Source organism: Mesorhizobium sp. ESP6-5, from assembly GCF_020164695.1.
GTDB classification, from domain to species: Bacteria; Pseudomonadota; Alphaproteobacteria; order Rhizobiales; family Rhizobiaceae; genus Mesorhizobium; species Mesorhizobium australicum.
In genome coordinates, this window is the sequence record NZ_JAIUGR010000013.1 from 17,905 (window position 1) to 39,605 (window position 21,701).

Genomic DNA, 21,701 nt, shown 5'->3' on the forward strand with positions numbered 1-21,701 from the left:
AGAGCGGCTTTTTGGAAAAAATATCAGCTCGTTACAGCGAAGACGTGATCTGCAGTTCGCTGTTGCCGTCGAGCGCATAGACGTCGTCGCGGAACTGGACGACGCCGGGTCCTGTCGACCAGGCAGAGAGATAGAGGAAATGCACCGGCACCGGGTTGGTGACCTGGATCGGCGTGTTCTGGCCGGTCTTGATGGCCGCCTCGAAATGCTGGCGATCCCAGCCGGGCGTGTCGCGCAGGATCCAGGTGACGAGATCGCGCACGTTCTGGACACGCACGCAGCCCGAGGAATCGAAGCGCATCATCTTGCCGAACAGGCTCTGCTGCGGCGTGTCGTGCATGTAGACGCCGTCCGGGCTCGGGAAATTGATCTTGACCGACGCCATGGCGTTTTCGGAACCGGGATCCTGGCGGAAACGGTATTTGGCGGCATCGTCCGTCGACCAGTCCACATTCATCGGATCGACTTCGCTGCCATCGGGCGCGAACAGGCGGATATGGCTGTTCTTGAGATAATCGGGATCCTTCCGCATCAACGGAATGATGTCCTTGCGCACAATCGAGACCGGGGCGTTCCAGTACGGATTGACGATGATCTCGTTGATCTTGGAATTGACGATCGGCGTCTGGCGATCGATCTTGCCGACGATCGCGGTGTGGCGAAGCACGACGCGGTCGTTCTCGACCGCTTCGATCTGCGCCGCCGGAATGTCGACCAACACATAACGGCTGCCCAGCGTGCCGGCCTTTTCCTTCAGCCGCTGCAGATTGGTCTGCAACTGGCCGAGCCGGATCTGCGCCGAAACGTTCATCGCGGCGTAGGTGTATTTGCCCATCGAACCGTCAGCCGGCAGGCCGTGGCGCAACTGGAAGCGCTTGACCGCTGAATCGACATAAGAATCGAAAGCCGTCGAAATGCCGGCGCTCTGCGACAGGTCGCCCGCAACCATCAGGCGCTTGCGCAGCGGCACCACATCCGGATCGTCGACGCCGAGTTGCAGTTTCTTGGTCGCGGGAACGTCCGTCCAACCGCCCTGCCCGACAATGTTCTGATACTGCGCGACCGCCTGCTCGGTGAAGGCCACAGTCTGGGGACTGAAGATGGGCAGCGTCGAGGCCACCTTGCCGCCTTCGCTGGCGCGGGCATCGAACTGATCGTCCCAGTTGCCGCGGGCCGAGGATTTCAGGATATCCCCGATCACATCCTGCGCATTCGCACGCCCAGCCACCACGGCGGCGGCGAGCGCGGAGGCTCCGGAAAGGAAAAAGCGGCGGCTGGTTCTCATGGACGTTCCAGACATTCTTGTAGCGGTTCGATCACTTGCTGCGTCGACCATCGCGCGATCTCGCCCGCACTCTAAAATCGGCAATCTTAACAATTAGCCAACCATGGTCCGTATCACATTGGCGACCAAGGCAAGGGGCGCGACACGGTTGCGGGTGGACGCATGGTCTTCACCACAGCATCACTGCCGCTCTCGGTTCCATTGGAATATGGCGGCAACGTGGCCTTGGCCCGTAATTTGCTTTGGCCGAACGCGCGAAAAGAAAAGACCGGTGCTTTTCGGCACCGGCCCTGACTGAAGGTCGCTGTTTCGGCCACGCTTCTGCGGCGGGGCTCCGTTTCCTGGATGCTCTTACATCCGGTAGGCAATCGTGTCGTTCCAGAAGCGGTCGAGGCGCTGCAAAGCGCGGTTCATCTGCTTGAACTCGTCGGTGTTGATGCCGCCGACCTGTTCGATCGAGCCGACATGGCGCTCATAAAGACCGGCAACCACGTCTGCCACTTCATTGCCTTTCGGCGTCAGCGAGACGCGGACCGAACGGCGGTCGATGCGCGAGCGCTGGTGGTTGATGAAGCCGAGATCGACCAGCTTCTTCAGATTGTAGGAAACGTTCGAGCCGAGATAATAGCCACGCGAGCGCAGTTCGCCGGCGGTCAGCTCGGAATTGCCGATGTTGAAGAGCAGCAGCGCCTGGATGGCGTTGATGTCGGAGCGGCCGTTGCGGTCGAATTCGTCCTTGATGACATCAAGCAGACGGCGGTGCAGGCGCTCGACCAGCTGCAGCGATTCCATGTACAGGGAACGGATAGCCTCGCGGCGATCGTCGGAAACGTTGGCGGTCTTCGCCGCCGGACGCGAATTGATCATTGTCTTTGCCTCTCGTTTGTCGCCTTGGTGATTTTTTGTTTTTCACCTTGATCGCGACACTATCGAATACTCATAAAATTCGACTTAAACGCTAGGGCTAACAAGAGCTTACCGGTAAGAGGTTTCGCAAGACGCTTAACGAACGGTCACCCGAGCAAGGATGATTAACCTAAAGATTTAGGCAATGATCGCCGCGCCGGATTCAGGCGGTCGCCAGGTCGTCAACGCGTACAAGGGCTTGCAGCATGTCGCGGCGAATAGGATTCGCCCGACCTGCCGCAGGCTTCTGATTTTATGCATGTCGTTGTCCCGGAACCGAGGACACTTCGGGGCGACATACATTAGTGCCGTGCCGGTCGTTTCTGCAGGTATATGACGACGCGAAAGACGATATAGAGCAGCGCCACGCAGGCATGCGAGACGATAATCAGCAGACGATGGCCGAAAAGCTCGGGAAAGCCGGCATACATGACCGTCTCCGTGACCGCGCAGATGAACCAGATCACCGGACCCCAGGACGCCAGCATCCACAACCCCGCCGCAGCGAAGGGAAAGAACACGGCGAGCATCACCGCCGCCACCTGCCAATGCACCGGCATAAGGTCGAACCGCCACAGCGAGCCCGGATAGAAGCCGATCAGCTTGATCCAGTAGAGGATGCCGAACAGCAGGCAGTAGCCCGCGATGACGCGCTGGAACCAGGCGAAGATCACCTCGACCGTCGAGGGCTGCAGGATGACGCGTCTCGATGTCACTTCGCTCACAACTCGAGCTCCCGATCGCCGAGCGGGGCAAAATAGGCCTCGACATCCGCCTCGCTAACCGCATCGATCGCTGCCGGCCGCCATTGCGGCTTCGAGCCCTTGTCGATGATGGCGGCGCGGATGCCTTCGTAGAAATCGTGGCCGGCCAGCATCCGGTTCAGGATGCGGAACTCCATCCTCATGCAGTCGTCCATCGACAATGTCTGCCCGGCGCTGATCTGTCGCCAGGCGACGCGAAGGCTGGTCGGCGAGCGCGTGCGGATCGTTGCCAGCGTCCCGGTGGCGAATTCGTCATTGCCCGCGCGGTCCAGGCTGTCGATCAGATCCGGCAGCGACGGTTGGGCGAAATGGCGGGAGATCGCCTCCAGGATCGGCCTGTCGGTCTCCCGCTTGGCCGGAACAAAGAAACCGCGCAGCACCGATTCCGGATCGCCCGTCAGCGCCAGCCGATCGAGGAAGCTTGTCTGGTCTTCAGCCTTGATGGTGTGGGTGGCCAGCCCAGACCACAGCGCATCGCCATAACGAATGCGGTTCCCGGTCAGCGCCAGGTACATGCCGAAGGAACCGCCAAGGTCGGGCAGCAGATGACTGGCACCGACATCCGGGAAAAAGCCGATGCCGACCTCCGGCATGGCGAACTGGGCATTCTCGGTCATCACCCGGTGCGAACCGTGGAAGGAAATGCCGACCCCGCCGCCCATCACGATACCGTCGATGAGCGCCACATAGGGCTTCTTGAAACGCGCGATGTAGGCGTTGAGGCGATACTCGTCGGCGAAAAATTCGACCGGTGGGTTTCCAGCCCGGCCGGCTTCGTAGATGTGCAGGATGTCGCCCCCGGCCGAAAACGCCCTGCCCTCGGCCTTGACCACGACGACATCCACACCCTCGTCGCGCTCCCAAGACCGCAGGGCCTTGCCCAGTGCCTTGATCATGCGATGGGTGACGGCGTTGAGCGCCTGCGGCCGCGTCAGCGTGACGACCCCGGCCCTGCCCAACCTTTCGAAGCGAATTTCGTCGCCTCCACCAAAATCCATCGCCAGAGAATCCTTGTTCCCGCGCCTGCGGGACTGAAGTGCTAAAGGCGGCACATGGGTGCGTCAATGGCTGCAGCCTGGCCGCCTCGATCTTGGCGGCTAGCGGTCGCCGATGCTAGACATTGGTGGCCGGTACGACAGGCCGAGAGCAGGATAGTTAGCCATGCCGCATTTTTTGCGCTTTGCCTTTGTTCTGAGTTGCCTGTCGTTTTTGTGGGCAACCAATGTCCCCGCGGGGGCAGCCGACCTTGGCGACCTTTACCACTCGCAGACCATTGTCACCGGCCAGGGTGAAGAAAATCGTCAGCTCGGCTTCAGGACCTGCCTCGACAAGGTGCTCGTCCGTGTTTCGGGCGATCAGCGGCTGCTTGCCAGACGCGAAATGGACGCGCTGCGCGACAAGGCCGGCAGCTTTGTCGACTCGTTCCGCTACCATGACCGGATGGAGGGCATTCCGATCCATGACGAGCAAGGGACGCATGACCGGCCGCACGATCTCACCTGCTTCTACAAGCCTGACGTGATCGACAGGCTGCTGGCGTCGCTCGGCAGCAGGCCCTGGCTTGGCGAGCGGCCGACACTCACCGTCTTCCTCACGACCGAACAAGGCGCGCGGCATTTCATGCTGAGCGCCGAGGAAGGGCGTGGCGAGACGATGCGCGAATCCTTCGTCAATGCCAGCGGGCCGATGCTGATGCATGTCGCGTTTCCAAAGGCCGCGCAACTTGCCGGCTTGGGCGAAGAAGCGCTGCGCGCGACGGACATGGCAAGGCTGGATCGAGTGGCCAAGCAAGCCGGAGGCGACCGAGCGCTCGCCGGCAGCATCGTGTGGAGCGACAAGGAACTGGGCTGGGTCGCCGATTGGCGACTGGCCGATCACGGCAAGACCTATCGTTGGCAGGTGCGCGGTGTCAGCTTCGACGACGCGTTCCGTGTGGCAATCGGAGGCGCGGCACAGATCCTTTCGGGCAACGGGCAGCCCTGAACCAATAGGCGTGGCGGGACAGCGCTGTGGCAGCTTTCGGCGCTGGCACAAACGTGTCGCATTGGTCACCACAAGGGCTCGTGGTAAAAGCCGCGGATCCGGAGTTTTGGCCATGAACAAATTCACCCCAGCAAAAGCTGCCGGCACGCGCAGCGTCGATGACGTCACCGGCAGCCGCCGCCTGCGCCGCATGCGCAAGGCCGACTGGTCGCGCCGGCTCGTGCAGGAGAACAGGCTTTCGGTCGACGACCTGATCTGGCCGATCTTCGTCGTCGAGGGCAGGAATGTCCGGGAGCCGATTGCCGCCATGCCCGGCGTCTTCCGGCTTTCGGTCGACCTTGCCGTCAAGGAGGCCGAACGGGCGGCCAAGCTCGGCATCCCGGCCCTTGCCACCTTCCCCAACGTCGATCTCGGCCTGCGCGACCAGACGGGTTCCCACATCCTCGACCCTGAAAACATCATCAACCGCGCCACACGCGCCATCAAAGACGCGGTACCCGAGATCGGCATCATCACAGACGCCGCACTCGACCCGTTCACGAGCCATGGCCATGACGGCATCCTGCGCGATGGCATCATCGTCAATGACGAGACCGTCGAACAGGTCGCGGCGGCGGCCGTCATCCAGGCAGCGGCCGGCGCCGACATCATCGCGCCGTCCGACATGATGGACGGCCGTATCGGCGCCATCCGCGACGCGCTCGACGCCAGCGGTTTCCAGGACGTGGCGATCATGTCCTACGCCACCAAATTCGCCTCGGCCTTCTACGGCCCCTATCGCGAGGCGGTCGGCACCGCCGGTCTGCTCAAGGGCGACAAGAAGACTTATTATATCGACCACGCCAATTCGGACGAGGCGGTGCGCGAGGCCGAACAGGACCTCGCCGAGGGCGCAGACATGCTGATGGTCAAGCCCGGCCTGCCCTATCTCGACATCATCCGCCGGCTGAAGGACGAATTCCAGATGCCGACCTTCGCCTACCAGGTCTCGGGCGAATATTCGATGATCAAGGCGGCTGATTCCAATGGCTGGATCGATGGAGAGAAGGCGATGCTGGAATCGTTGCTCGCCTTCAAGCGCGCCGGCTGCGACGGCATCCTGACCTATTTCGCACCCGAAGTGGCTGTGATGCTGAAGGGGTAGCCCGACTTCCCGGGCAAGGCACTTCAGTAGATGTCACCACTCTTTCAACTGGTCGGCGGTTCTATCGAAAACCCGCTGACAAAAACTGGCGGCTGCAGCTATGATGGAAGCATGGCCGGAAGCGGCCGGCAGCCCGCACCTCGGCCAAGAGGCATGGCGGACGCCTCCTGAGGATGCTTCCTGACCCGTTTCACCGTCGGGCGAAGGTGTCGGCATTGCGGGCACTGACGAAGGCTTCGCCGTGACCCGAGGAAACGGACATGCTTGCCTATCGCGACGCCAAGACGATGGCGAAAGCCATGCGGGAGGCGCTTGCCGCCCGCGACCTGACGATCAGCCACAGCGAGGCCCTTGAGATCGTCGCGCGCCAACCGACCGGCCAATGAGGCGGCGGCCGTAGCTTGGCGGCAATCGGAAATACCTTTTCCGGCTCGAAAAACCACTTGCAATTCAAAATCAGTTTGCTAGAAGAAACCACTTGCAAAAGACAACTGGTTCTCAAGGAGGAGGTTCTCATGTCCAAACTTCGCGTCAACGCTTTCAGCCTGTCGCTTGACGGCTATGGCGCCGGTCCCGATCAGAGCCTTGAAAATCCGCTCGGTGTCGGCGGACCGGCCCTGCACAAATGGGCTTTCAGCACCCGCACCTTCCGCAAGATGTTTGGCCAGGAAGGCGGCGAGACAGGCGTTGACGAAGACTTTGCGGCGCGCAGCTTCGAGAATGTCGGCGCCTGGATCCTCGGCCGCAACATGTTCGGGCCGATCCGGGGCGAGTGGCCTGACGACAGCTGGAAGGGCTGGTGGGGCGACAATCCGCCCTATCACGTCCCGACCTTCGTGCTGACGCATTACAAGCGCGATCCCATCGTGATGGAAGGCGGCACGACTTTTTATTTCGTAACCGACGGCATCCATTCGGCTCTCGAACAAGCCAAAGCCGCCGCGTCAGGCAAGGATGTGCGGGTCGGCGGCGGCGTCTCCACCATCCGGCAGTATCTGCAGGAAAAGCTGATCGACGAGATGCACCTGGCGATCTCGCCGGTGCTGCTTGGCAGAGGCGAGAACCTTTTTGCGGGCCTCGACATGCTGAATCTGGGCTACCAGTGCGGCGAACAGGTGGCGACGGCACTGGCCACGCACGTGGTGATCAAGCGGGCGTAAGGTGGCGAAACCCTCGACGAAAGCCCATTTCTCCCCGTCACTATACGGGGAGAAAGACAAAACTCTCGCTCAATACTTCTCCGGCACGTAAAGCTCGCGCGGCAGCACCTGGCGCTCGTATTCCGGGTTGAAGACGCGCTCCGGCAGCGTGATCTCCTCGTGCGGCACCTCTTCATACGGCAGCTGCTTGAGCAGATGGTCGATGCAGTTCAGCCGCGCGCGCTTCTTGTCGTTACCCTCGACGATGAACCAGGGCGCCTCGGGAATGTTGGTGCGGGCGAAGGTCTCCTCCTTGGCCTTGGTGTAGTGTTCCCAGCGCACCCGCGACTGCAGGTCCATCGGCGACAGCTTCCACTGTTTCATCGGGTCGTGGATCCGCATCAGGAAGCGCATTTGCTGTTCCTCGTCGGTGATCGAGAACCAATATTTGACCACGGTGATGCCCGAGCGCACCAGCATGCGCTCGAACTCCGGCACGTCATGGAAGAACTCCTCGACCTGCTCGGGGCTGGCAAAACCCATTACCCGTTCGACGCCGGAGCGGTTGTACCAGGAGCGGTCGAGCAAAACGATCTCGCCGCCTGCCGGCAAATGCGGGACATAGCGCTGGAAATACCATTGCGACTTCTCGCGTTCGGTCGGAGCCGGAAGCGCCACGACGCGGCAGATACGCGGATTGAGCCGCTGTGTGATGCGCTTGATGACGCCGCCCTTGCCAGCGGAGTCGCGGCCCTCGAATATCACCACCAGTTTCTTCTTGTGGTAGGCGACCCAGGACTGCAGCTTGATCAATTCCGACTGGAGGCTGATCAGGTCGCGAAAATACTGCATGCGATCGATCGAAGGCGGATGCGAGTTCTTGTAGATCTTGGCGATCTCCATCGAGAGGGCCGGCTCCGACATTTCGAGCTCATAGTCCTCGTCGAGCGTGTCGGCGAGCTCGGCTTCAAGCCAGTCCTTGGCAGGGGAATTCTGTTTCAGCTCGGTCATATCAACTGCTCCGCTTGCAAGCCCTGTCGGTTACCACTGGGCGCTCCAATTGCTGGCCGGCGGCCGGGAATGGAAACACCTGAGCCGACTTCAATATAGGCCGGCGGTGACGGTTTTATTGCAGCACAGGCGCAATTGCCGGCGTTGCAAATTCCGCAATGTACGATCGATCGACCGTCGTCGCATGGCGACAAGCCGGCCGAATTATCCTACAAATGCGCGGTCGCCTTCCAGGCCTGCCTTGCCGGCACGCCTCTTCAACAAAATCGTGAGGATCTGACATGGAATACCGCACCCTTGGCCGTTCCGGCCTGAAGGTTTCGACACTGACGCTTGGCACCATGACATTCGGCGGCGCCGGGCCCTTCGCCGCGGTCGGCAACAGCGATCTCGCCGAAGCCAAGCGGATGATCGATATGTGCATCGATGCCGGCATCAACCTCATCGACACCGCCAATGTCTATTCCAACGGCCTCTCCGAAGAGATCATAGGCGAAGCTCTCGGCGGCAAGCGCAAGAACGATGTGCTGATCGCGTCCAAGGCGCGGATGCGGATCGGCAAGGGCCCGAACGACGAGGGCCTGTCGCGCCATCATCTGATCCGTGAATGCGAGAGCAGCCTGAAGCGCTTGAAGACCGATGTCATCGACATCTATTTCGTCCACCAATGGGACGGCCTCACTCCGCTCGAGGAGACCGTTGCCGCGCTCGACAGTTTGGTCAGCCAGGGCAAGGTGCGCTACATCGGCTGCTCCAACTATTCCGGCTGGCAGGTGATGAAGGCGCTTTCCATCAGCGACAGCCGTCACCAGCAACGCTTCGTCACCCAGCAGATCCACTATACGCTGGAAGCGCGCGAGGCCGAGTACGAGCTCTTGCCGATCTCGGTCGACCAGGGGGTGGGCGTTTTGGTCTGGAGCCCGCTCGCCGGCGGCCTGCTGTCGGGCAAATACCGCCGCGACAGCCCGACCGCTCGCCAGCTTGCCGGCTGGTCCGAGCCGCCGATCCGCGACGAGGACCGGCTGTGGCGGATTGTCGATGTGCTGGTCGAGATCGGCAAGGATCGTGGCGTCTCGGCGGCGCAGGTGGCGCTCGCCTGGCTGCTCGGACGCCCTGCGGTCTCCTCGCTGGTGATCGGTGCCCGCAATGACGTTCAGCTCAAGGACAACCTTGCGGCGGCGGCCCTGAAGCTCGGCACCGAAGAACGCCAGCGCCTCGACGCGGTCAGCCGGCCGGCTCTGCTCTACCCCTACTGGCACCAGCAACTGACAGCGAAGGATCGCTTCGGCCCAGCCGATCTGGTTCTCGACCGCAGCGATATCTGATCAGCGTCAGGCAGAGAGCAAGAGCTAGCCGCCGATAAACCGCCAGAGTTCGGGATCGGGTTCGATCTGGCCGCCGAGCACGAAATATTTGTAGAGGACGAGCAAGGAGATCGCATGCTCGTCCCGTTCATTGGAGAATTTGCGGCAATAGGCATTGGCTGCGGCGATGATGCGCTCCGCCGCGGCGGGGTGCCCTTCAAAATAGCGCACTTTTTCGCCGAGATCGGCAAAATCCGGGTCAAGCGGCGCATAGTGGATACCGGCCTCGAGCTGGCTCTCGCCGAACCATGTTTCGTAGGTCGGCGGCGGCATCAGACAGAGCGAGTTGGAATTCATGATCCATTTGAGGTTGGTCGCCACGTCATTGCCCTCCAGCGAGACGATGTAGCGATAGCGCAGGTGCTGGCTGATGCTGAGGAAAGGCTTGCTGTACTTAGCCGGTGCGCTGCGCTTGTGCGAACCGGCATCGCAGAACGGCAAGTCGCGCGCGACATCCAGGAACCGTGTCCTGATCGGGTTGTTGAGGTCGCCGCGCCAGACCACGGCAGGGCGCTTGTCGGCGAAGGCGACGGTATCGAGGGGCATGTGGAAGTGGCGGAATTTGTTGAACTTCATGACGACGGCATTGCCGTTGTCGGCGCGGATCGGCCGGTCCTTGACGAGGGTCGGCAGCTTGGGCACGCCGATGACATCACCGAACTTCAGGTCGATGAGCAATGATGGATCGAAATAGCGGGCAAATTCCTTCAGGTCGTAATAGTACATGCTCGGTTCAAACGGTATCTTGTCGATGCGCACAGCATCCGGGCCTGGTGTAAAAGCGTCCTGCAGCTTGTTGTAGTGATTCAGTCGCCGGCGCACGACCTCGTCCGAGAGCCTGGCCTGCTGCAGGCGGCTGGCCAATCGCCGCCGGAAGATCGCCTGGGGCGCGATATCGCGCATGACGTTCCGCGCATAGTAGAAGACCTTTGCCGTCGTTCGTTGGAGGGTGGCCATGGACTCTTTTGATCAAAGATAAACGCGGTTGAACAAGTGAAGGTCGGGATGGTTCCCGCAGCATGATTGCCCTACCATCCAGCCACGCATTCCGATAGCGCCCGAATGCGGCTGGCGGCCTCGACCGAGCGCCGCAACTAGCCCGTTATGTAGCGCCACACCTCGGCATCCGGTTTGATCTGGCCCGACAGCACGAAGTATTTGTAGAGCACCAGCAGGGAGATCGTCTGCTCGGTCTGTTCGTCGTCGAATGTCCGGCAATAGGCGTTCGCAGCCGCGATGATGCGCTCCGCCTCCGCCGGATTCCGCTCGAAATAGGCGACGTGGTCCTCAAGGTTCGAGAAATCCGCCGCGAGCGGCACATAGTGGACGTTGGCTTCGAGCTGCCGCTCCGCAAACCATGTCTCATAGGTCGGCGGCGGCATCATGCAGAGCGACTTCGAATTCATGATCCATTTGAGATTGGTCGCCACGTCGTTGCCCTCGAGCGAGACGATGTAGCGATAGCGCTGGTGCTGGCTGATGCTGAGAAAAGGCCTGGCGTATTCGGGCGGTGCGTTCGGCTTGTGCGAACCGGCATCGCAGAACGGCAGGTCGCGCACAGCGTTCAGAAATCTTGTCCTGATCGGATTGTTGAGATCACCGCGCCAGACAACGGACGGCAGCTTGTCGGCGAACGACATCGCGTCAGCCGGCATCTGGAAATGACGAAACTTGTCGAGTTTCATGATGATCGCGTTCTTGTCGTCAGCACAGATTGGCCGGTCCTTGACGATCGAAGGCACCTTGGGGACATTCCTGACGTCGCCGAATTCCAGGTCGATGAGCAGGCCGGGATCGAAGTAGCGGGCGAACTCCTTCAGGTCGTAATAGTACATGGTCGGCGTGAAGGGCAGTTTGCCGATGCGCATGGCATCGGCGCTTGGCGCGAAACCATCCTGCAACTTGTTGTAGTAATTCAGCCTGCGGCGCGCCGCCTCACCGGAAAGCCTGGCCCTTTCGAGACGGCCAGCCAGCCGGGCACGAAACAACGCTTGCGGAGCGACATCGCGCGCGACGTTTCTCGCATAATAGAAAACTCTTGCTGCGGTCCGCGAAATTGTGGCCATCGGTCACTTGATCAAAACAAACGGGCGGTTCTCAATCCATGGCGCCCGCATGTCCTACATCATTGTGGCGCCGATCTGGCAAGCGCCCGCATCTCTTCGATGCCAGCAGCCACGCATTATCGCTTCGGCTGTTGTGTTTGACGGCTAATGCTCCTAGGCAGGCTCAGGGCCGCAAGGCAGTCACAAAAAGGAGCCGACATGGCGCGAGCACCAAACTACGATCAGGAACGCAAGGAGCGCGACCGCCAGAAAGCGGCCAAGAAGGCTGAAAAGCTGGCGGCCAAGGTTGCCGCGCGCGAACGTACGAAGCCTGAAACCGAGACTGAGACCGAAACGAAGGATTAACGGCATCCGGCCCGCTAATGCGGGCCGAGCCTCAAATCCAATTGTCAGCCCAAACCGCGAGCTAATATCAGGCTGGCGCCTTGTCGCTGATGAAGACATCCACTTCCCGCGCCGCGGCGATGAAAGCGCGCCTGGCATTCATCGCCGGCTTGTCGCCGGCGAGCGCGTCGTGACAGGCCTGCAGCGCCGCACGATGCTTGGGGCTGCGCTTGCCGGGCCAGTTGTTGAGGAGGTAATCGGAAGCCTCCCTTGCCGAACGCAAGAGCTGAGTGCTTCCCGCCGTGACGGATTTGACGGTCACGGGTGTTTCAAACCGGTTGTTTTCCATCGCCGCTCTTACGCCATCGGCTTCCTTGAAGCGAGGCCGAAAGTGCGCTTCACGTCAGACCCGTCTGTTTTTCCGGCCAGCGCGCCGCAGCGCATGGACCGCACTAAGCGGCGACGACGGCAAATCCCCTGGCGCGAAGGCCACGTCGGTCGTTGGCAAGCGACGTCACCAGCCGATCACGGCTGCCGACGATGTGGGCCGACAGCAGCCGCGCGGCTTCATCAGCCTGACCGAGGCGTGTCGCGGCAAGAATGGCGCGATGTTCGACCCAGGCACGGCCAAGGGCCGTCTCGTCACGCACTTCCAGCCAGCGGGCGCGCGACAGGCGCGTCATCGCGTCACGAACCGCCCGGAACAGGAATTCGTTGCCGGAGAGCCGCGCCAGCTCGATGTGAAAATCCATGCCGACACGATGCCACTCCTCGCGCGGCGTATTTTCGTCGCAGGAATCGAGCATCGCCTCGATGACATCGATGGCGCTCTTGTCGGCTTGCCCGCACGTCAGCCGCAATGCCGCGATCTCGACCGCCTCGCGATAGACCGCAACCTGCTCGAGTTCGGCCAGATTGATGGGCGAAACGGTCCAGCCGCGCCCGTCCCTGCCGACCAGCCCCTCGGTCTCCAGCCGCAGCAGCGCCGCCCTGACAGGCGTGCGCGAGGCGCCGAATTGGCTTTCGATCCAGCGTTCGGTCAGCCGCTCTCCCGGCCCGATCTCGAGCGCCAGGATCATCTCGCGAAGCTGCCGTTCGACATTCTGCATCTGCGACATCGCGCGCCCTTTCCGAAGCCGCATTGACAGCGGCCGGCGTGAAGTTCATGACGGAGACCAGTTTGGTATCCCAAAATGGTATCCGCAACAAGCGCTGATACCGGGCAGGCAGGGCATGACGCAGGAAGACACGCAGCAAAGCGGCTACAACATTCACTGGCGGCGCAATCTCGCGGTCTGTTTCGCGGGCTCGTTCAGCACGCTCATCGCCATGACCCTGCTGTTGCCATTCCTGCCGCTCTATGTCGAACAGCTCGGCGCACAGGGCCACGCGGCAATCGTGCAGTGGTCCGGCGTCGCTTATGGCGCCACCTTCTTCGCCGCGGCCACAGTAGCGCCGCTGTGGGGGCGCCTGGGTGACCGCTACGGGCGCAAGGTGATGCTGGTGCGCGCCTCCTTCGGCATGGCGATCTGCATGTCGCTGACGGGCATGGTCGAGACGGTTTGGCAACTGGTGCTGCTGCGCCTGCTGATCGGCTTCGCGGGCGGCTACTCCTCCGGTTCAACCATACTGGTGGCCATGCAGACGCCGAAGGAGCGTTCCGGCTGGGCGCTTGGCGTGCTGTCGGCGGGCATTACGGCGGGCTCGCTGGTCGGTCCCCTGTTGGGCGGCGTGCTGCCGCCGGTGGTCGGCATTCGCGCCACCTTCCTCTTGTCAGGCGGTGTGATCTTCCTCGCCTTCCTGGCAACGACCTTCCTCATCAAGGAGAGCCCGCGTCCGAAGCCAGCCAAACCGGTGTCGGCGGCAAAGCCGAAAAGCGGCTGGTCGCAGATCCCGGACAAGCGCCCGGTCGTGGCCATGCTGACCACCGGCATGCTGCTCGCCTTCGCCACAATGTCGATCGAGCCGATCATCACCGTCTATGTGCAGCAGCTCATCGAGGACCAGAGCAGGGTGACGCTCGTCGCCGGCGTTGTGATGTCGGCCGCCGCGCTGGGCACCATCCTCTCGGCGTCCTGGCTCGGCAAGCTCGCGGACCGGATCGGGCACTGGAACGTTGTCGTGGGAGCACTGGCGGTTTCGGCGCTGCTGCTTATCCCGCAGGCTTTTGTCACCAACAGCTGGCAGCTTATCGGCCTGCGTTTCCTGATGGGCCTGGCGCTGGGCGGCCTCCTGCCCTGCATCACCAGTGTCATCAGGCACAACATCCCCGACGGCGTTGGCGGCAACGTGCTTGGCCTTGCGATCTCGGCGCAGTATGTCGGACAGGTCGCGGGGCCACTGGCCGGCGGTTTTGTGGGCGGCCATTTCGGCATGCCGGCGGTGTTTCTCGGCACGTCGGTGCTGATGGCGCTCGGGGCGGCCTACAACTGGATCGTCCAGTCGCGGCGGACGCGGCATATGGCGCTGGAAGCGCGCAAGCCCTGACGCTTGCTGAAGAAAGAAGGAGCACGCCGGCCATGAACCCCGATCCAAACGGCAGCCGCCTCCTCGTGCTTGCCGGCGGCCTCGTCGGCGCGGCGGGGGTGGCGCTTTCGGCGGCCGCCGCCCACCGCGGCGGCGCCTTTACCGGCACCGCCGCGTCGTTCCTGCTGATGCATGCGTCGGTCTTCCTCGCCATCGGCCTTATCGGCGCGAACCGCTGGCTGCGCATCGCCAGCCTCATTCTGCTCGCCGGGCTGCTCCTCTTCGCGGGCGATCTTCTCGCCCGCGATTTCTGGGGCTCAAGGCTGTTTCCGATGTCGGCGCCGATCGGCGGCACCCTGCTCATTGCAGGCTGGCTGGCGATAGCGATCTCGGCCGTGGCACGTCCACGACCCTGAAATGATTGCTTGAGGTCAATCCCGGCGGCGTTCCGGGCGAACCCAAAGGGCACGGCCGCCAACAGCAGGTTTCACCCGCCGTCGCGCTTCCGGTCGCTCGGTGGCCGGTGCGATGCCCCAGTAGTTGCGGTAGATATCTTCGAACAGTTGCTTGATGGGATGCATGACTCATCCTCCTTGTCTTTGAATCGATCCAATCGTCGGGCGCGAAAAAAGCCGGTTTGATCAGCTCCGCTTGCGCGCCACCAAGAAGCGAAGATCGCGAACCCATGGGCCCGTCTCACCACGATGCCTAGCCTTGTTGGTGGCTGACCCGATATTCCAGTCGTTGCGGTAGATGTCGGCGAACAGGTAGTTGACGGGATGCATGGCGCTCCTCCCTTTTTGGCCATTCAGCAGAACAAGCTGCCACTTGGATCGATTCAAATCTAGGATCGAAACCGGCGTAGGTCAAGCAAAATTTGAATCGATCCAACGAAAATACTAGATGCGGCGGAAGAACGTGCTACATGGATGTCAGGAGGCACGCACAAATGGCGTCACTCACCGCAGGCAATCGACGACCCGTACGGCTGGCCGACATCGCCAAGGCCGCCGGTGTTTCGCACGGCACCGCGTCCAACGTATTCAGCCGCCCCGAGATCGTGCGCGAGGAGGTCCGCGAACGGGTTCGCGCCGCGGCCGAGGCAATGGGTTATGGCGGCCCCGATCCAAAGGGCAGGCTGCTGCGGGCCGGCAAGGTCAACGCCATCGGCGTGGCCACCGCCGAGCCCCTCTCCTATTTCTTCGACGATCCGTTTGCGCGCGTCATGATGGCGGGCATCTCGCAAGCTTGCGATGCGACCGGAGCCGGCATTTCCCTGGTCTCGGCCGCCAACAACGAGCAGCTTGCCTGGAACATCCAGAGCGCTCTGGTCGACGGCTTCATCGTCTTTTGCATCGAAGGTGGCTCGCGCCTAGTGGAGTTGGCACGTGAGCGCAAGCTGCCCTTCGTCGCGCTCGACCTCGACTCCGAGGACGGCTCGGTCGCCGCGATCGGAGTCGACAACATCGCCGGCGCCGGCATGGCGGCCCGCCATCTCACGGATCTCGGCCATCGCCGCTTCGCCGTCATGGCCCTGCCCTTCGCCGACAACAGGACGGGCCTTGTTTCGGCCGAACAGGTTCGGGCGGCGACCTATGCCGGAACGCGCGACCGCCTCACCGGCTATCTCCGGGAGCTTTCGCGGGTTGGCGTCGACATAACCAAAGTGCCTGTCTACGAGACCGCCAACGACGTGGCGAGCACGAAGGCGGGGCTCGAGACCATCTTCGCCTCCGACACGCCGCCCACCGCCATTCTGGCCATGTCGGACAGAATAGCCCTGGTGGCGCTCGAATGGCTGAGCGCACGCGGGCTGAGCGTGCCTGACGACGTTTCCATCGTCGGCTTCGACGGTGTTCCGGAAGCAGCGGTGTCCGAGCCGCCATTGACCACGATCGCCCAGCCGATTGCCGAGATGGGCCGCCTTGCCGTCAGGGCGATCCTGGAGAGCGACGGGCCGGTCAGCCGGCATCAACTGCCGGTCGAACTGATCGTGCGAGCCTCGACGGCCTCGCCACGCGGCTGAACCGCACGGCCGAACCGCCTACCGATTGGCTCTTGCCATGGCAGTCCCCAAAGGCGCACGAACCGGCGCGGGAACCGTTTGGGCCGTGCGGGCCTTGCCCGAACCGCCGATGGTCGACAGCCATTCGAGATAGAAGGCGAGCGCGAACTGCATGGCGATGCCGGCCGATATCAGCAGGCTGTCATAGACGAGCCCGCCCGGATTGATCAGCTTCATCACCTGCGCGACCATGGCGATCACCGTGCCGGCGATGAAGACCGGCAGCGATCTTTTGCCCAGTATGGCCAGCGGATGGTCGGGGCTGGTGCGGAACAGGTTTGACACCGTCGGCAGGGCGACGACGAGGTAGCTGACCGCCAGGATGTGCAACAGCCGCGGCAACGACAGGAAGGTCTTGTCGAAGCCGCCGATCACCACCGGCAGGTTGAACCACGTTAACTGTCCCCAGAGCGGGCTATGCACCCACACCAGAGCCGCCAGCACATAGGTCGCGGCCGCGCCGACAAGCCAGCGGTTGACCGGAATGACACCGCCGCGCCTGACATGCAGCATGGCGGCAAGGCCGATGTTGAACAGGAACTGCCAGGACAACGGGTTGAGGAACCAGAAACCGGGCTCGGGGTAATTGGGCGGAGCGATCTCCCAAATTCCGGCAACCAGCCATAGCGTGCCGGACACGACAAGCGCCGCGACGGGCCTGGAGCTGACGAACAGGACGAACGCCGGCGCCATCAAAAGCAGCGCTGCATAGACCGGCAGGATGTTGTTGTAGCCGAGCTGATGGCCGAGCGTGACGATGCCGACCAGCACTTGCGGCGTGTTTTTCATCAAGGGCTCGATGTTGATGAGCGTCAGCAGTTCCGGCCGCCTGGCAAACACCGCCACGGCGCAGAACAGGGCCATCACCACCATCGTCGTGACGATGTGGGCGACGTAGAGCACGCCGGCCCGCCGCCACATTTTCAAGGTCGCCAGAAGCCGGCCGCCCGGCCGGAACTTTGTGCCGTAGGCGAGCGCGACCGAAATGCCTGATATCAGCACGAACGCCTCGGCCGCGTCCGAAAACCCGAAATTCTTGTAGGTCAGGGTCTCGAAAGCCGTGCCCGGCACATGGTCGACGAAGATGGTGAGCAGTGCCAGCGCGCGCAATACATCGATACGCGTGTCGCGTTCCAAGATACGCAAATCGCGATCTGGCGAAACAGGGGTAGTCATCGACAAAAGGCCTCAAAGCTGGTTGTTCATGTCCAGCAATGCGACCCCCGACGCACCGCTTCGATTTCTCCCACAGGGAGTGTATCGGCGCAGAAACGGGCCGGAATGAGCCTGGTTCAATCAACTTTCGCGGAGCATGAAAATATTGCGTTTTGAAGCCGGCAAATTGAGCGAAACCTCATATAATCAATGGGATGCGGTATGACTGGCGCCAGTGTCGAAAATAGCCCTCTGATGCTGGATCTAGCCTTTCCCTATCGCCTCCTCGGTGCCGGCAAAAGCGGCCGCGCGTTCCTGTTCCTGGTGCATGGATCGGGTGTCGACGAGACAAGCATGGTGCCGCTGGCGAGGCGCATCGCGCCCGACGCCACCCTGATCGCGGTACGGGGCCGCATCCCGCAGGAGGACGGTTTTCGCTGGTTCGAGCGAATCACGCCGACGCGCTTCGGCCAGCAAAGCATCCGTGTCGAAACCGCCGCCTTCGCGGCATTCGCAAGCGAAGTCGCCGCGCGCCATGGGCTCGATCTCGCCCACGCGACATTCATTGGCTATTCGAACGGCGCCAATCTGGTTTCGAGCCTGATGCTGCTCCATCCCGGCATTGTCCGGAGCGCGGCGCTGCTGAGGCCAATGCCGGTGCTCGACAAGGTGCCTTCAACGGACCTCATGGGCACACGGACGCTGATCATTGCCGGGGCGGCGGACGAGACCTACGGGCCTTTCGCGTTGGCGCTGGTGACGCTGCTCAGCCGGCACGGTAGCGAGATCGACGCCCGGATCGTTCCATCAGGCCACGAAATCGGCGACCCGGACGCCGCGATCGTCGAGCGATGGCTGGCCGGAGCGGCACAGGGAGGCTGACCGCCTCTGCGACCGCTCGCTGCCCAATCAGCGTTCGGCCACCATTCGAACTTCTGCCCCGGCGATCAGCAGGGCGAGCCCGCTTTCAAACAGCGCCTCGTGTCCGCCGGCACGGTAGTGCACCAAGGCTTCGCGCAAGAGCGGATGATCATGCGCCGCGGCATCTAGCGCTTCGCCACGCCCCGGACCTGACGGATATTCGGCTTGCTCCTCCGTGACACAGCCGACCGTGTAGCGGCCGACCGTCATCAGCAATTCCATGGCTGGAATCGCCGCCATGCCCTCGCCCGCCAGGAATTCCAGCAGCCGCTCGAAGTGCCCGAGCTCTTGCGGATCCGCTTCCGTGCCGGCGTGGACACGCGCGCCGTCGCGATAGGCAATCAGGGCGCTGCGAAAGCTGCGGGCATTCTTGCGCACGAAATCCTGCCAGGTCTCGCCGAGCCGTGGTGTTCGATGCCGATGGCCGCGCCGCAAGATCTCTTCGTTCATCGCGTCGAGCAAGGCGCGCTTGCTCCTGAAATGCCAGTAGAGTGCCGGCTGCTGCACCTTGAGCCGCTGCGCCAAAAGGCGGGTCGACAGCGCATCGATGCCAACCTCGTTGAGCAAGCCTAGCGCTTCGTCGACGATCATCGTCTTGTCCAGTTTCATGCGAATCCGTCTGGTCCTCCAGCTTGCGCCGTGAATTTATCAGTGATAAACCTTCCTTATCAACGATAAATTCCTGAGTCCGATCGTGAAAAGAGCTTATCTCGTCGTCCTGATGGCGATGGCACTGGACGCCGTGGGCGTGGGGCTGATGATGCCGGTGCTGCCGGGCTTGCTGCGCACGGTCGGCCATGTCGACGATATCGGCTGGATTTTTGGCGCCTTCCTGTCGGCCTACGCCGCCATGCAGGTGCTTTTTTCGCCGCTGCTCGGCGCCCTGTCCGACCGCTACGGCCGTCGGCCGGTCTTGCTCGTCTCGCTCACGGGATCGATGGCGGACTATCTGTTCATGGCCTTCGCGCCAACACTGCCGCTGCTGTTCGTTGGCCGGCTGATCGCGGGCGTCACCGGCGCCAGCATGGCGGTAGCTTCCGCCTACATGGCAGATATCAGCAGCCAGGATCGTCGGGCTCGGGGTTTTGGCCATCTCAACGCCGCCTTTGGCGTCGGCTTCATAGCCGGTCCGGCGCTTGGTGGCCTGCTTGGTGACGTTTGGCTACGCACGCCCTTCCTGGTTGCGGCAGCACTCAACGGGATCAACCTGGTACTGGCTTTCTTCCTGCTGCCGGAACCGAAGCGCGCGGGCGGCGCAAGCGAAATGCCGTCTTTCAACCCGCTGGCGCCGTTGCGTTGGGCGCTGACTTTCCCGGCCCTTTTGCCGCTGCTTGGTGCCTTCGCCGTTCTTGCCCTGGTCGGCGAAGTCGGCGGCACCATCTGGGTGCTCTATGTCCAAGGCAAATTCGCCTGGGACCTGTTCACCGTCGGCATCTCGTTGGCGCTGTTCGGGCTCTTCCATGCTGGAGCCCAGGGTTTTGTTGCCGGGCCGATCACCGAGCGCTGGGGCGAGAAAGCAGCGCTGATCATCGCCATCCTCGCCGACAGCACGGCCTATATATCGATAGCGCTGGCCTGGCAGGGCTGGATGGCCTTCGCCCTGCTGCCGCTGTTCTGTCTCGGCGGGATCGGAGCTCCGGCATTGCAGTCGCTGTTGACCTCACGCGTCGGCGCCGACCATCAGGGACGGCTGCAGGGCGTGCTCACCAGCATGACCAGCCTGGTCTCGGTGTTCGGGCCCTTCATCATCGCCATGCTCTATTTCCGCACGCGCACCGTCTTTCCCGGCACAGTCTGGATCGCGGGGGCGGCGCTTTATGTGCTGTGCCTGCCATTGCTCCTGCGAACCGGGTCATCTCCAGCCGTGCGGGAGGCCGCCGAATAGATATTTCTTGACGCTAGGCCGGAAGACGGCACTGTTCACCGCCGAAAACGGCCTCGGACTACCGTTTTCCACAGCGGCGACATATCACTGTCACAGATTACCTATCGAGATGCTGTTACCGAGGGGAAGTCTGCATGGCCGACAAGAACAGCATCACTCTGCTCGACGATACTTCGACGTTGCCGGCAATCGTAGCCGATCCGTCCGACATCGCCAGAATCGAAAGCACGATCGACGTCAGAGACCGTGCCGGCATTTCTGTCTATGGCGACCGTGCCCAGCAGGCAGTCAGCGACTATGCCGACAAGATATTGTCCCAGTTGCGCAACCGGGACCTCGGCGACACCGGCGATCTCCTGACCGACATCATCATGAAGGCCAAGAATCTCGATCCGGCCTCGCTCAAGGACCAGGGTTTCCTCAGCGGCCTGTTCTCCTCGTTCAAGGCGCGGCTCGAGCGCTTCAAGGAGAAATACGAGGACGTGGCGGGACAGATCGATCGCATCGGCCTCGAACTCGACCGTCACAAGGACACGCTGCGGCGCGACATTGCCGTGCTCGACGACCTCCATGAGCAGACCAAGGGCTCCATCCTCAAGCTCGATGCCTATGTGCAGGCCGGCAAGAAATTCGTCGATGACTACCGCGCCAACGAGTTGCCGAAGCTGAAGGTCGCGGCGGATACCGCTAGCGGCGACACTGGAGGCACGCTGGAGGCGCAAACCTATCAGGACGCCGTGCAGGCGCTCGACCGCCTGGAAAAGCGGATCTTCTACCTGGTGCAGGCGCGCCAGCTCGGCATCCAGCAATTGCCGCAGATCCGCATCGTCCAGTCGGGCGACGAAACGCTGATCGAGAATTTGCAAGCAACCTCGGCGCTGACCGTGCCGGCATGGAAGCAGAAGATGGTCATCCTGCTTGGGCTGACCAACCAGAAGTCGGCGCTCGAACTGCAAAAGACCGTGACCGACGCAACCAACGAGATGATCCGCCAAACGTCGAAAATGATGAAGGACCAGGCGATTTCGGTCGAGGAACAGGCGCAGCGCGGCATCGTCGACGTCGAGACACTGGCGCAGGCCAATCGCGATCTCATCGACACGGTACAAGGTGTGCTGAAAGTCCAGCAGGAGGGCCGCCAGAAGCGGGCCGACGCCGAAAAACAGATGGACCAGATGACGATCGACTTGAAGAAAGCGCTGACCCAGTCCTGATCGGAACCG

At 62.2% G+C, this 21,701-nt stretch carries 24 protein-coding genes and 1 pseudogene; 12 read left to right on the top strand and 13 right to left on the bottom strand.

What is annotated here, in order from left to right:
- Nucleotides 1-31: 31 nt before the first annotated feature.
- The 4 genes from LB524_RS21140 to LB524_RS21155 form a co-directional block, all read right to left on the bottom strand.
- Entirely contained in the window at nucleotides 32-1,285 is a 1,254-nt protein-coding gene (locus tag LB524_RS21140; RefSeq protein WP_140661940.1) for a murein L,D-transpeptidase, read from the bottom strand.
- Between the two features lie 351 nt (nucleotides 1,286-1,636).
- The gene (ldtR, locus tag LB524_RS21145) at nucleotides 1,637-2,152 is read right to left on the bottom strand and encodes a transcriptional regulator LdtR (RefSeq protein ID WP_013896002.1); all 516 of its coding nucleotides are present in this window, start codon (nucleotides 2,150-2,152) and stop codon (nucleotides 1,637-1,639) included.
- A 341-nt stretch (nucleotides 2,153-2,493) separates the two neighbouring features.
- The gene (locus LB524_RS21150; protein WP_015318253.1) at nucleotides 2,494-2,916 is read right to left on the bottom strand and encodes a DUF6163 family protein; all 423 of its coding nucleotides are present in this window, start codon (nucleotides 2,914-2,916) and stop codon (nucleotides 2,494-2,496) included.
- The gene (locus LB524_RS21155) at nucleotides 2,913-3,953 is read right to left on the bottom strand and encodes an enoyl-CoA hydratase/isomerase family protein (protein WP_140661939.1); all 1,041 of its coding nucleotides are present in this window, start codon (nucleotides 3,951-3,953) and stop codon (nucleotides 2,913-2,915) included. Before LB524_RS21155 ends, LB524_RS21150 begins: the two co-directional genes overlap by 4 nt.
- Before the next feature lie 163 nt (nucleotides 3,954-4,116).
- Between LB524_RS21155 and LB524_RS21160 the strand changes: the two genes are divergently transcribed.
- The 4 genes and pseudogenes from LB524_RS21160 to LB524_RS21175 all read left to right on the top strand — a co-directional run bounded on the left by LB524_RS21160 (nucleotide 4,117) and on the right by LB524_RS21175 (nucleotide 7,242).
- Nucleotides 4,117-4,938 carry a DUF2066 domain-containing protein gene (locus LB524_RS21160; RefSeq protein ID WP_224529831.1) on the top strand — a complete coding sequence of 274 codons (822 nt, stop codon included), beginning with the start codon at nucleotides 4,117-4,119 and terminating at the stop codon, nucleotides 4,936-4,938.
- Nucleotides 4,939-5,050: 112 nt separating this feature from the next.
- Nucleotides 5,051-6,082: a porphobilinogen synthase gene (hemB, locus tag LB524_RS21165; protein WP_224529834.1), complete on the top strand. Its 1,032-nt coding sequence runs from the start codon at nucleotides 5,051-5,053 to the stop codon at nucleotides 6,080-6,082.
- A gap of 260 nt (nucleotides 6,083-6,342) precedes the next feature.
- Nucleotides 6,343-6,453: pseudogene (locus LB524_RS21170) on the top strand (glyoxalase superfamily protein); the annotation flags it as partial.
- A gap of 144 nt (nucleotides 6,454-6,597) precedes the next feature.
- The gene (locus LB524_RS21175) at nucleotides 6,598-7,242 is read left to right on the top strand and encodes a dihydrofolate reductase family protein (protein WP_140720783.1); all 645 of its coding nucleotides are present in this window, start codon (nucleotides 6,598-6,600) and stop codon (nucleotides 7,240-7,242) included.
- Nucleotides 7,243-7,311: 69 nt separating this feature from the next.
- Here the strand turns inward: LB524_RS21175 and ppk2 are convergent, their stop codons facing one another.
- Nucleotides 7,312-8,232 (bottom strand): polyphosphate kinase 2, encoded by a 921-nt coding sequence (gene ppk2 / locus LB524_RS21180; protein ID WP_015318259.1) that lies wholly within the window; start codon nucleotides 8,230-8,232, stop codon nucleotides 7,312-7,314.
- Between the two features lie 281 nt (nucleotides 8,233-8,513).
- Between ppk2 and LB524_RS21185 the strand changes: the two genes are divergently transcribed.
- A complete protein-coding gene (locus LB524_RS21185; RefSeq protein WP_224529837.1) occupies nucleotides 8,514-9,557 on the top strand; it encodes an aldo/keto reductase in 1,044 nt (347 codons plus the stop codon).
- A 24-nt stretch (nucleotides 9,558-9,581) separates the two neighbouring features.
- Here the strand turns inward: LB524_RS21185 and LB524_RS21190 are convergent, their stop codons facing one another.
- Both LB524_RS21190 and LB524_RS21195 read right to left on the bottom strand, forming a co-directional pair.
- Nucleotides 9,582-10,553, bottom strand: coding sequence for a glycosyl transferase family 90 (locus LB524_RS21190; RefSeq protein ID WP_224529839.1), 972 nt, complete (start codon nucleotides 10,551-10,553; stop codon nucleotides 9,582-9,584).
- A gap of 137 nt (nucleotides 10,554-10,690) precedes the next feature.
- Nucleotides 10,691-11,662 carry a glycosyl transferase family 90 gene (locus LB524_RS21195; protein ID WP_015318262.1) on the bottom strand — a complete coding sequence of 324 codons (972 nt, stop codon included), beginning with the start codon at nucleotides 11,660-11,662 and terminating at the stop codon, nucleotides 10,691-10,693.
- A gap of 198 nt (nucleotides 11,663-11,860) precedes the next feature.
- On the opposite strand from LB524_RS21195, the gene LB524_RS21200 reads away from it, so the two are divergent.
- A complete protein-coding gene (locus tag LB524_RS21200) occupies nucleotides 11,861-12,007 on the top strand; it encodes a hypothetical protein (RefSeq protein ID WP_015318263.1) in 147 nt (48 codons plus the stop codon).
- Nucleotides 12,008-12,074: 67 nt separating this feature from the next.
- On the opposite strand, the gene LB524_RS21205 is transcribed toward LB524_RS21200, so the two are convergent.
- Nucleotides 12,075-12,308: a DUF982 domain-containing protein gene (locus LB524_RS21205; RefSeq protein WP_245262889.1), complete on the bottom strand. Its 234-nt coding sequence runs from the start codon at nucleotides 12,306-12,308 to the stop codon at nucleotides 12,075-12,077.
- A gap of 130 nt (nucleotides 12,309-12,438) precedes the next feature.
- Nucleotides 12,439-13,104 carry a GntR family transcriptional regulator gene (locus tag LB524_RS21210; protein ID WP_015318265.1) on the bottom strand — a complete coding sequence of 222 codons (666 nt, stop codon included), beginning with the start codon at nucleotides 13,102-13,104 and terminating at the stop codon, nucleotides 12,439-12,441.
- Nucleotides 13,105-13,219: 115 nt separating this feature from the next.
- On the opposite strand from LB524_RS21210, the gene LB524_RS21215 reads away from it, so the two are divergent.
- Nucleotides 13,220-14,473, top strand: a complete 1,254-nt coding sequence (locus LB524_RS21215; RefSeq protein WP_224529842.1) for an MFS transporter — start codon at nucleotides 13,220-13,222, stop codon at nucleotides 14,471-14,473.
- Between the two features lie 32 nt (nucleotides 14,474-14,505).
- On the top strand, nucleotides 14,506-14,868 hold the full coding sequence (locus LB524_RS21220; RefSeq protein WP_140720787.1) for a DUF423 domain-containing protein: 363 nt from the start codon (nucleotides 14,506-14,508) through the stop codon (nucleotides 14,866-14,868).
- Between the two features lie 15 nt (nucleotides 14,869-14,883).
- Here the strand turns inward: LB524_RS21220 and LB524_RS21225 are convergent, their stop codons facing one another.
- Entirely contained in the window at nucleotides 14,884-15,033 is a 150-nt protein-coding gene (locus tag LB524_RS21225) for a hypothetical protein (protein ID WP_181174520.1), read from the bottom strand.
- A gap of 60 nt (nucleotides 15,034-15,093) precedes the next feature.
- On the bottom strand, nucleotides 15,094-15,237 hold the full coding sequence (locus tag LB524_RS21230) for a hypothetical protein (protein ID WP_015318269.1): 144 nt from the start codon (nucleotides 15,235-15,237) through the stop codon (nucleotides 15,094-15,096).
- A gap of 164 nt (nucleotides 15,238-15,401) precedes the next feature.
- Here LB524_RS21230 and LB524_RS21235 point away from each other — a divergent pair, with 164 nt between their 5' ends.
- Nucleotides 15,402-16,478, top strand: coding sequence for a substrate-binding domain-containing protein (locus LB524_RS21235; protein ID WP_015318270.1), 1,077 nt, complete (start codon nucleotides 15,402-15,404; stop codon nucleotides 16,476-16,478).
- An 18-nt stretch (nucleotides 16,479-16,496) separates the two neighbouring features.
- Here the strand turns inward: LB524_RS21235 and LB524_RS21240 are convergent, their stop codons facing one another.
- On the bottom strand, nucleotides 16,497-17,693 hold the full coding sequence (locus LB524_RS21240; RefSeq protein WP_224529853.1) for an OpgC family protein: 1,197 nt from the start codon (nucleotides 17,691-17,693) through the stop codon (nucleotides 16,497-16,499).
- Nucleotides 17,694-17,894: 201 nt separating this feature from the next.
- On the opposite strand from LB524_RS21240, the gene LB524_RS21245 reads away from it, so the two are divergent.
- A complete protein-coding gene (locus tag LB524_RS21245; protein ID WP_224529854.1) occupies nucleotides 17,895-18,554 on the top strand; it encodes an alpha/beta hydrolase in 660 nt (219 codons plus the stop codon).
- Nucleotides 18,555-18,581: 27 nt separating this feature from the next.
- Here LB524_RS21245 and LB524_RS21250 read toward each other — a convergent pair whose 3' ends face one another.
- On the bottom strand, nucleotides 18,582-19,202 hold the full coding sequence (locus LB524_RS21250; RefSeq protein ID WP_140617074.1) for a TetR/AcrR family transcriptional regulator C-terminal domain-containing protein: 621 nt from the start codon (nucleotides 19,200-19,202) through the stop codon (nucleotides 18,582-18,584).
- A gap of 112 nt (nucleotides 19,203-19,314) precedes the next feature.
- Here LB524_RS21250 and LB524_RS21255 point away from each other — a divergent pair, with 112 nt between their 5' ends.
- Together LB524_RS21255 and LB524_RS21260 are read left to right on the top strand one after the other, a co-directional pair.
- Nucleotides 19,315-20,478: a TCR/Tet family MFS transporter gene (locus tag LB524_RS21255; protein ID WP_140617253.1), complete on the top strand. Its 1,164-nt coding sequence runs from the start codon at nucleotides 19,315-19,317 to the stop codon at nucleotides 20,476-20,478.
- Between the two features lie 134 nt (nucleotides 20,479-20,612).
- Complete coding sequence (locus tag LB524_RS21260; protein ID WP_224529855.1) at nucleotides 20,613-21,692, top strand: toxic anion resistance protein; 1,080 nt, start codon at nucleotides 20,613-20,615, stop codon at nucleotides 21,690-21,692.
- Nucleotides 21,693-21,701: the final 9 nt, after the last annotated feature.

Coding starts and splice junctions, on each gene's coding strand:
- LB524_RS21235 (WP_015318270.1), top strand. CDS start 15,402: ATGGCGTCACTCACCGCAGGCAATCGACGACCCGTACGGCTGGCCGAC.
- LB524_RS21200 (WP_015318263.1), top strand. CDS start 11,861: ATGGCGCGAGCACCAAACTACGATCAGGAACGCAAGGAGCGCGACCGC.
- LB524_RS21245 (WP_224529854.1), top strand. CDS start 17,895: ATGACTGGCGCCAGTGTCGAAAATAGCCCTCTGATGCTGGATCTAGCC.
- LB524_RS21190 (WP_224529839.1), bottom strand. CDS start 10,553: ATGGCCACCCTCCAACGAACGACGGCAAAGGTCTTCTACTATGCGCGG.
- LB524_RS21175 (WP_140720783.1), top strand. CDS start 6,598: ATGTCCAAACTTCGCGTCAACGCTTTCAGCCTGTCGCTTGACGGCTAT.
- LB524_RS21240 (WP_224529853.1), bottom strand. CDS start 17,693: ATGACTACCCCTGTTTCGCCAGATCGCGATTTGCGTATCTTGGAACGC.
- LB524_RS21210 (WP_015318265.1), bottom strand. CDS start 13,104: ATGTCGCAGATGCAGAATGTCGAACGGCAGCTTCGCGAGATGATCCTG.
- LB524_RS21225 (WP_181174520.1), bottom strand. CDS start 15,033: ATGCATCCCATCAAGCAACTGTTCGAAGATATCTACCGCAACTACTGG.
- LB524_RS21230 (WP_015318269.1), bottom strand. CDS start 15,237: ATGCATCCCGTCAACTACCTGTTCGCCGACATCTACCGCAACGACTGG.
- LB524_RS21155 (WP_140661939.1), bottom strand. CDS start 3,953: ATGGATTTTGGTGGAGGCGACGAAATTCGCTTCGAAAGGTTGGGCAGG.
- LB524_RS21160 (WP_224529831.1), top strand. CDS start 4,117: ATGCCGCATTTTTTGCGCTTTGCCTTTGTTCTGAGTTGCCTGTCGTTT.
- LB524_RS21255 (WP_140617253.1), top strand. CDS start 19,315: ATGGCGATGGCACTGGACGCCGTGGGCGTGGGGCTGATGATGCCGGTG.
- LB524_RS21185 (WP_224529837.1), top strand. CDS start 8,514: ATGGAATACCGCACCCTTGGCCGTTCCGGCCTGAAGGTTTCGACACTG.
- LB524_RS21140 (WP_140661940.1), bottom strand. CDS start 1,285: ATGAGAACCAGCCGCCGCTTTTTCCTTTCCGGAGCCTCCGCGCTCGCC.
- LB524_RS21215 (WP_224529842.1), top strand. CDS start 13,220: ATGACGCAGGAAGACACGCAGCAAAGCGGCTACAACATTCACTGGCGG.
- ldtR (WP_013896002.1), bottom strand. CDS start 2,152: ATGATCAATTCGCGTCCGGCGGCGAAGACCGCCAACGTTTCCGACGAT.
- LB524_RS21250 (WP_140617074.1), bottom strand. CDS start 19,202: ATGAAACTGGACAAGACGATGATCGTCGACGAAGCGCTAGGCTTGCTC.
- hemB (WP_224529834.1), top strand. CDS start 5,051: ATGAACAAATTCACCCCAGCAAAAGCTGCCGGCACGCGCAGCGTCGAT.
- LB524_RS21195 (WP_015318262.1), bottom strand. CDS start 11,662: ATGGCCACAATTTCGCGGACCGCAGCAAGAGTTTTCTATTATGCGAGA.
- LB524_RS21260 (WP_224529855.1), top strand. CDS start 20,613: ATGGCCGACAAGAACAGCATCACTCTGCTCGACGATACTTCGACGTTG.
- LB524_RS21220 (WP_140720787.1), top strand. CDS start 14,506: ATGAACCCCGATCCAAACGGCAGCCGCCTCCTCGTGCTTGCCGGCGGC.
- ppk2 (WP_015318259.1), bottom strand. CDS start 8,232: ATGACCGAGCTGAAACAGAATTCCCCTGCCAAGGACTGGCTTGAAGCC.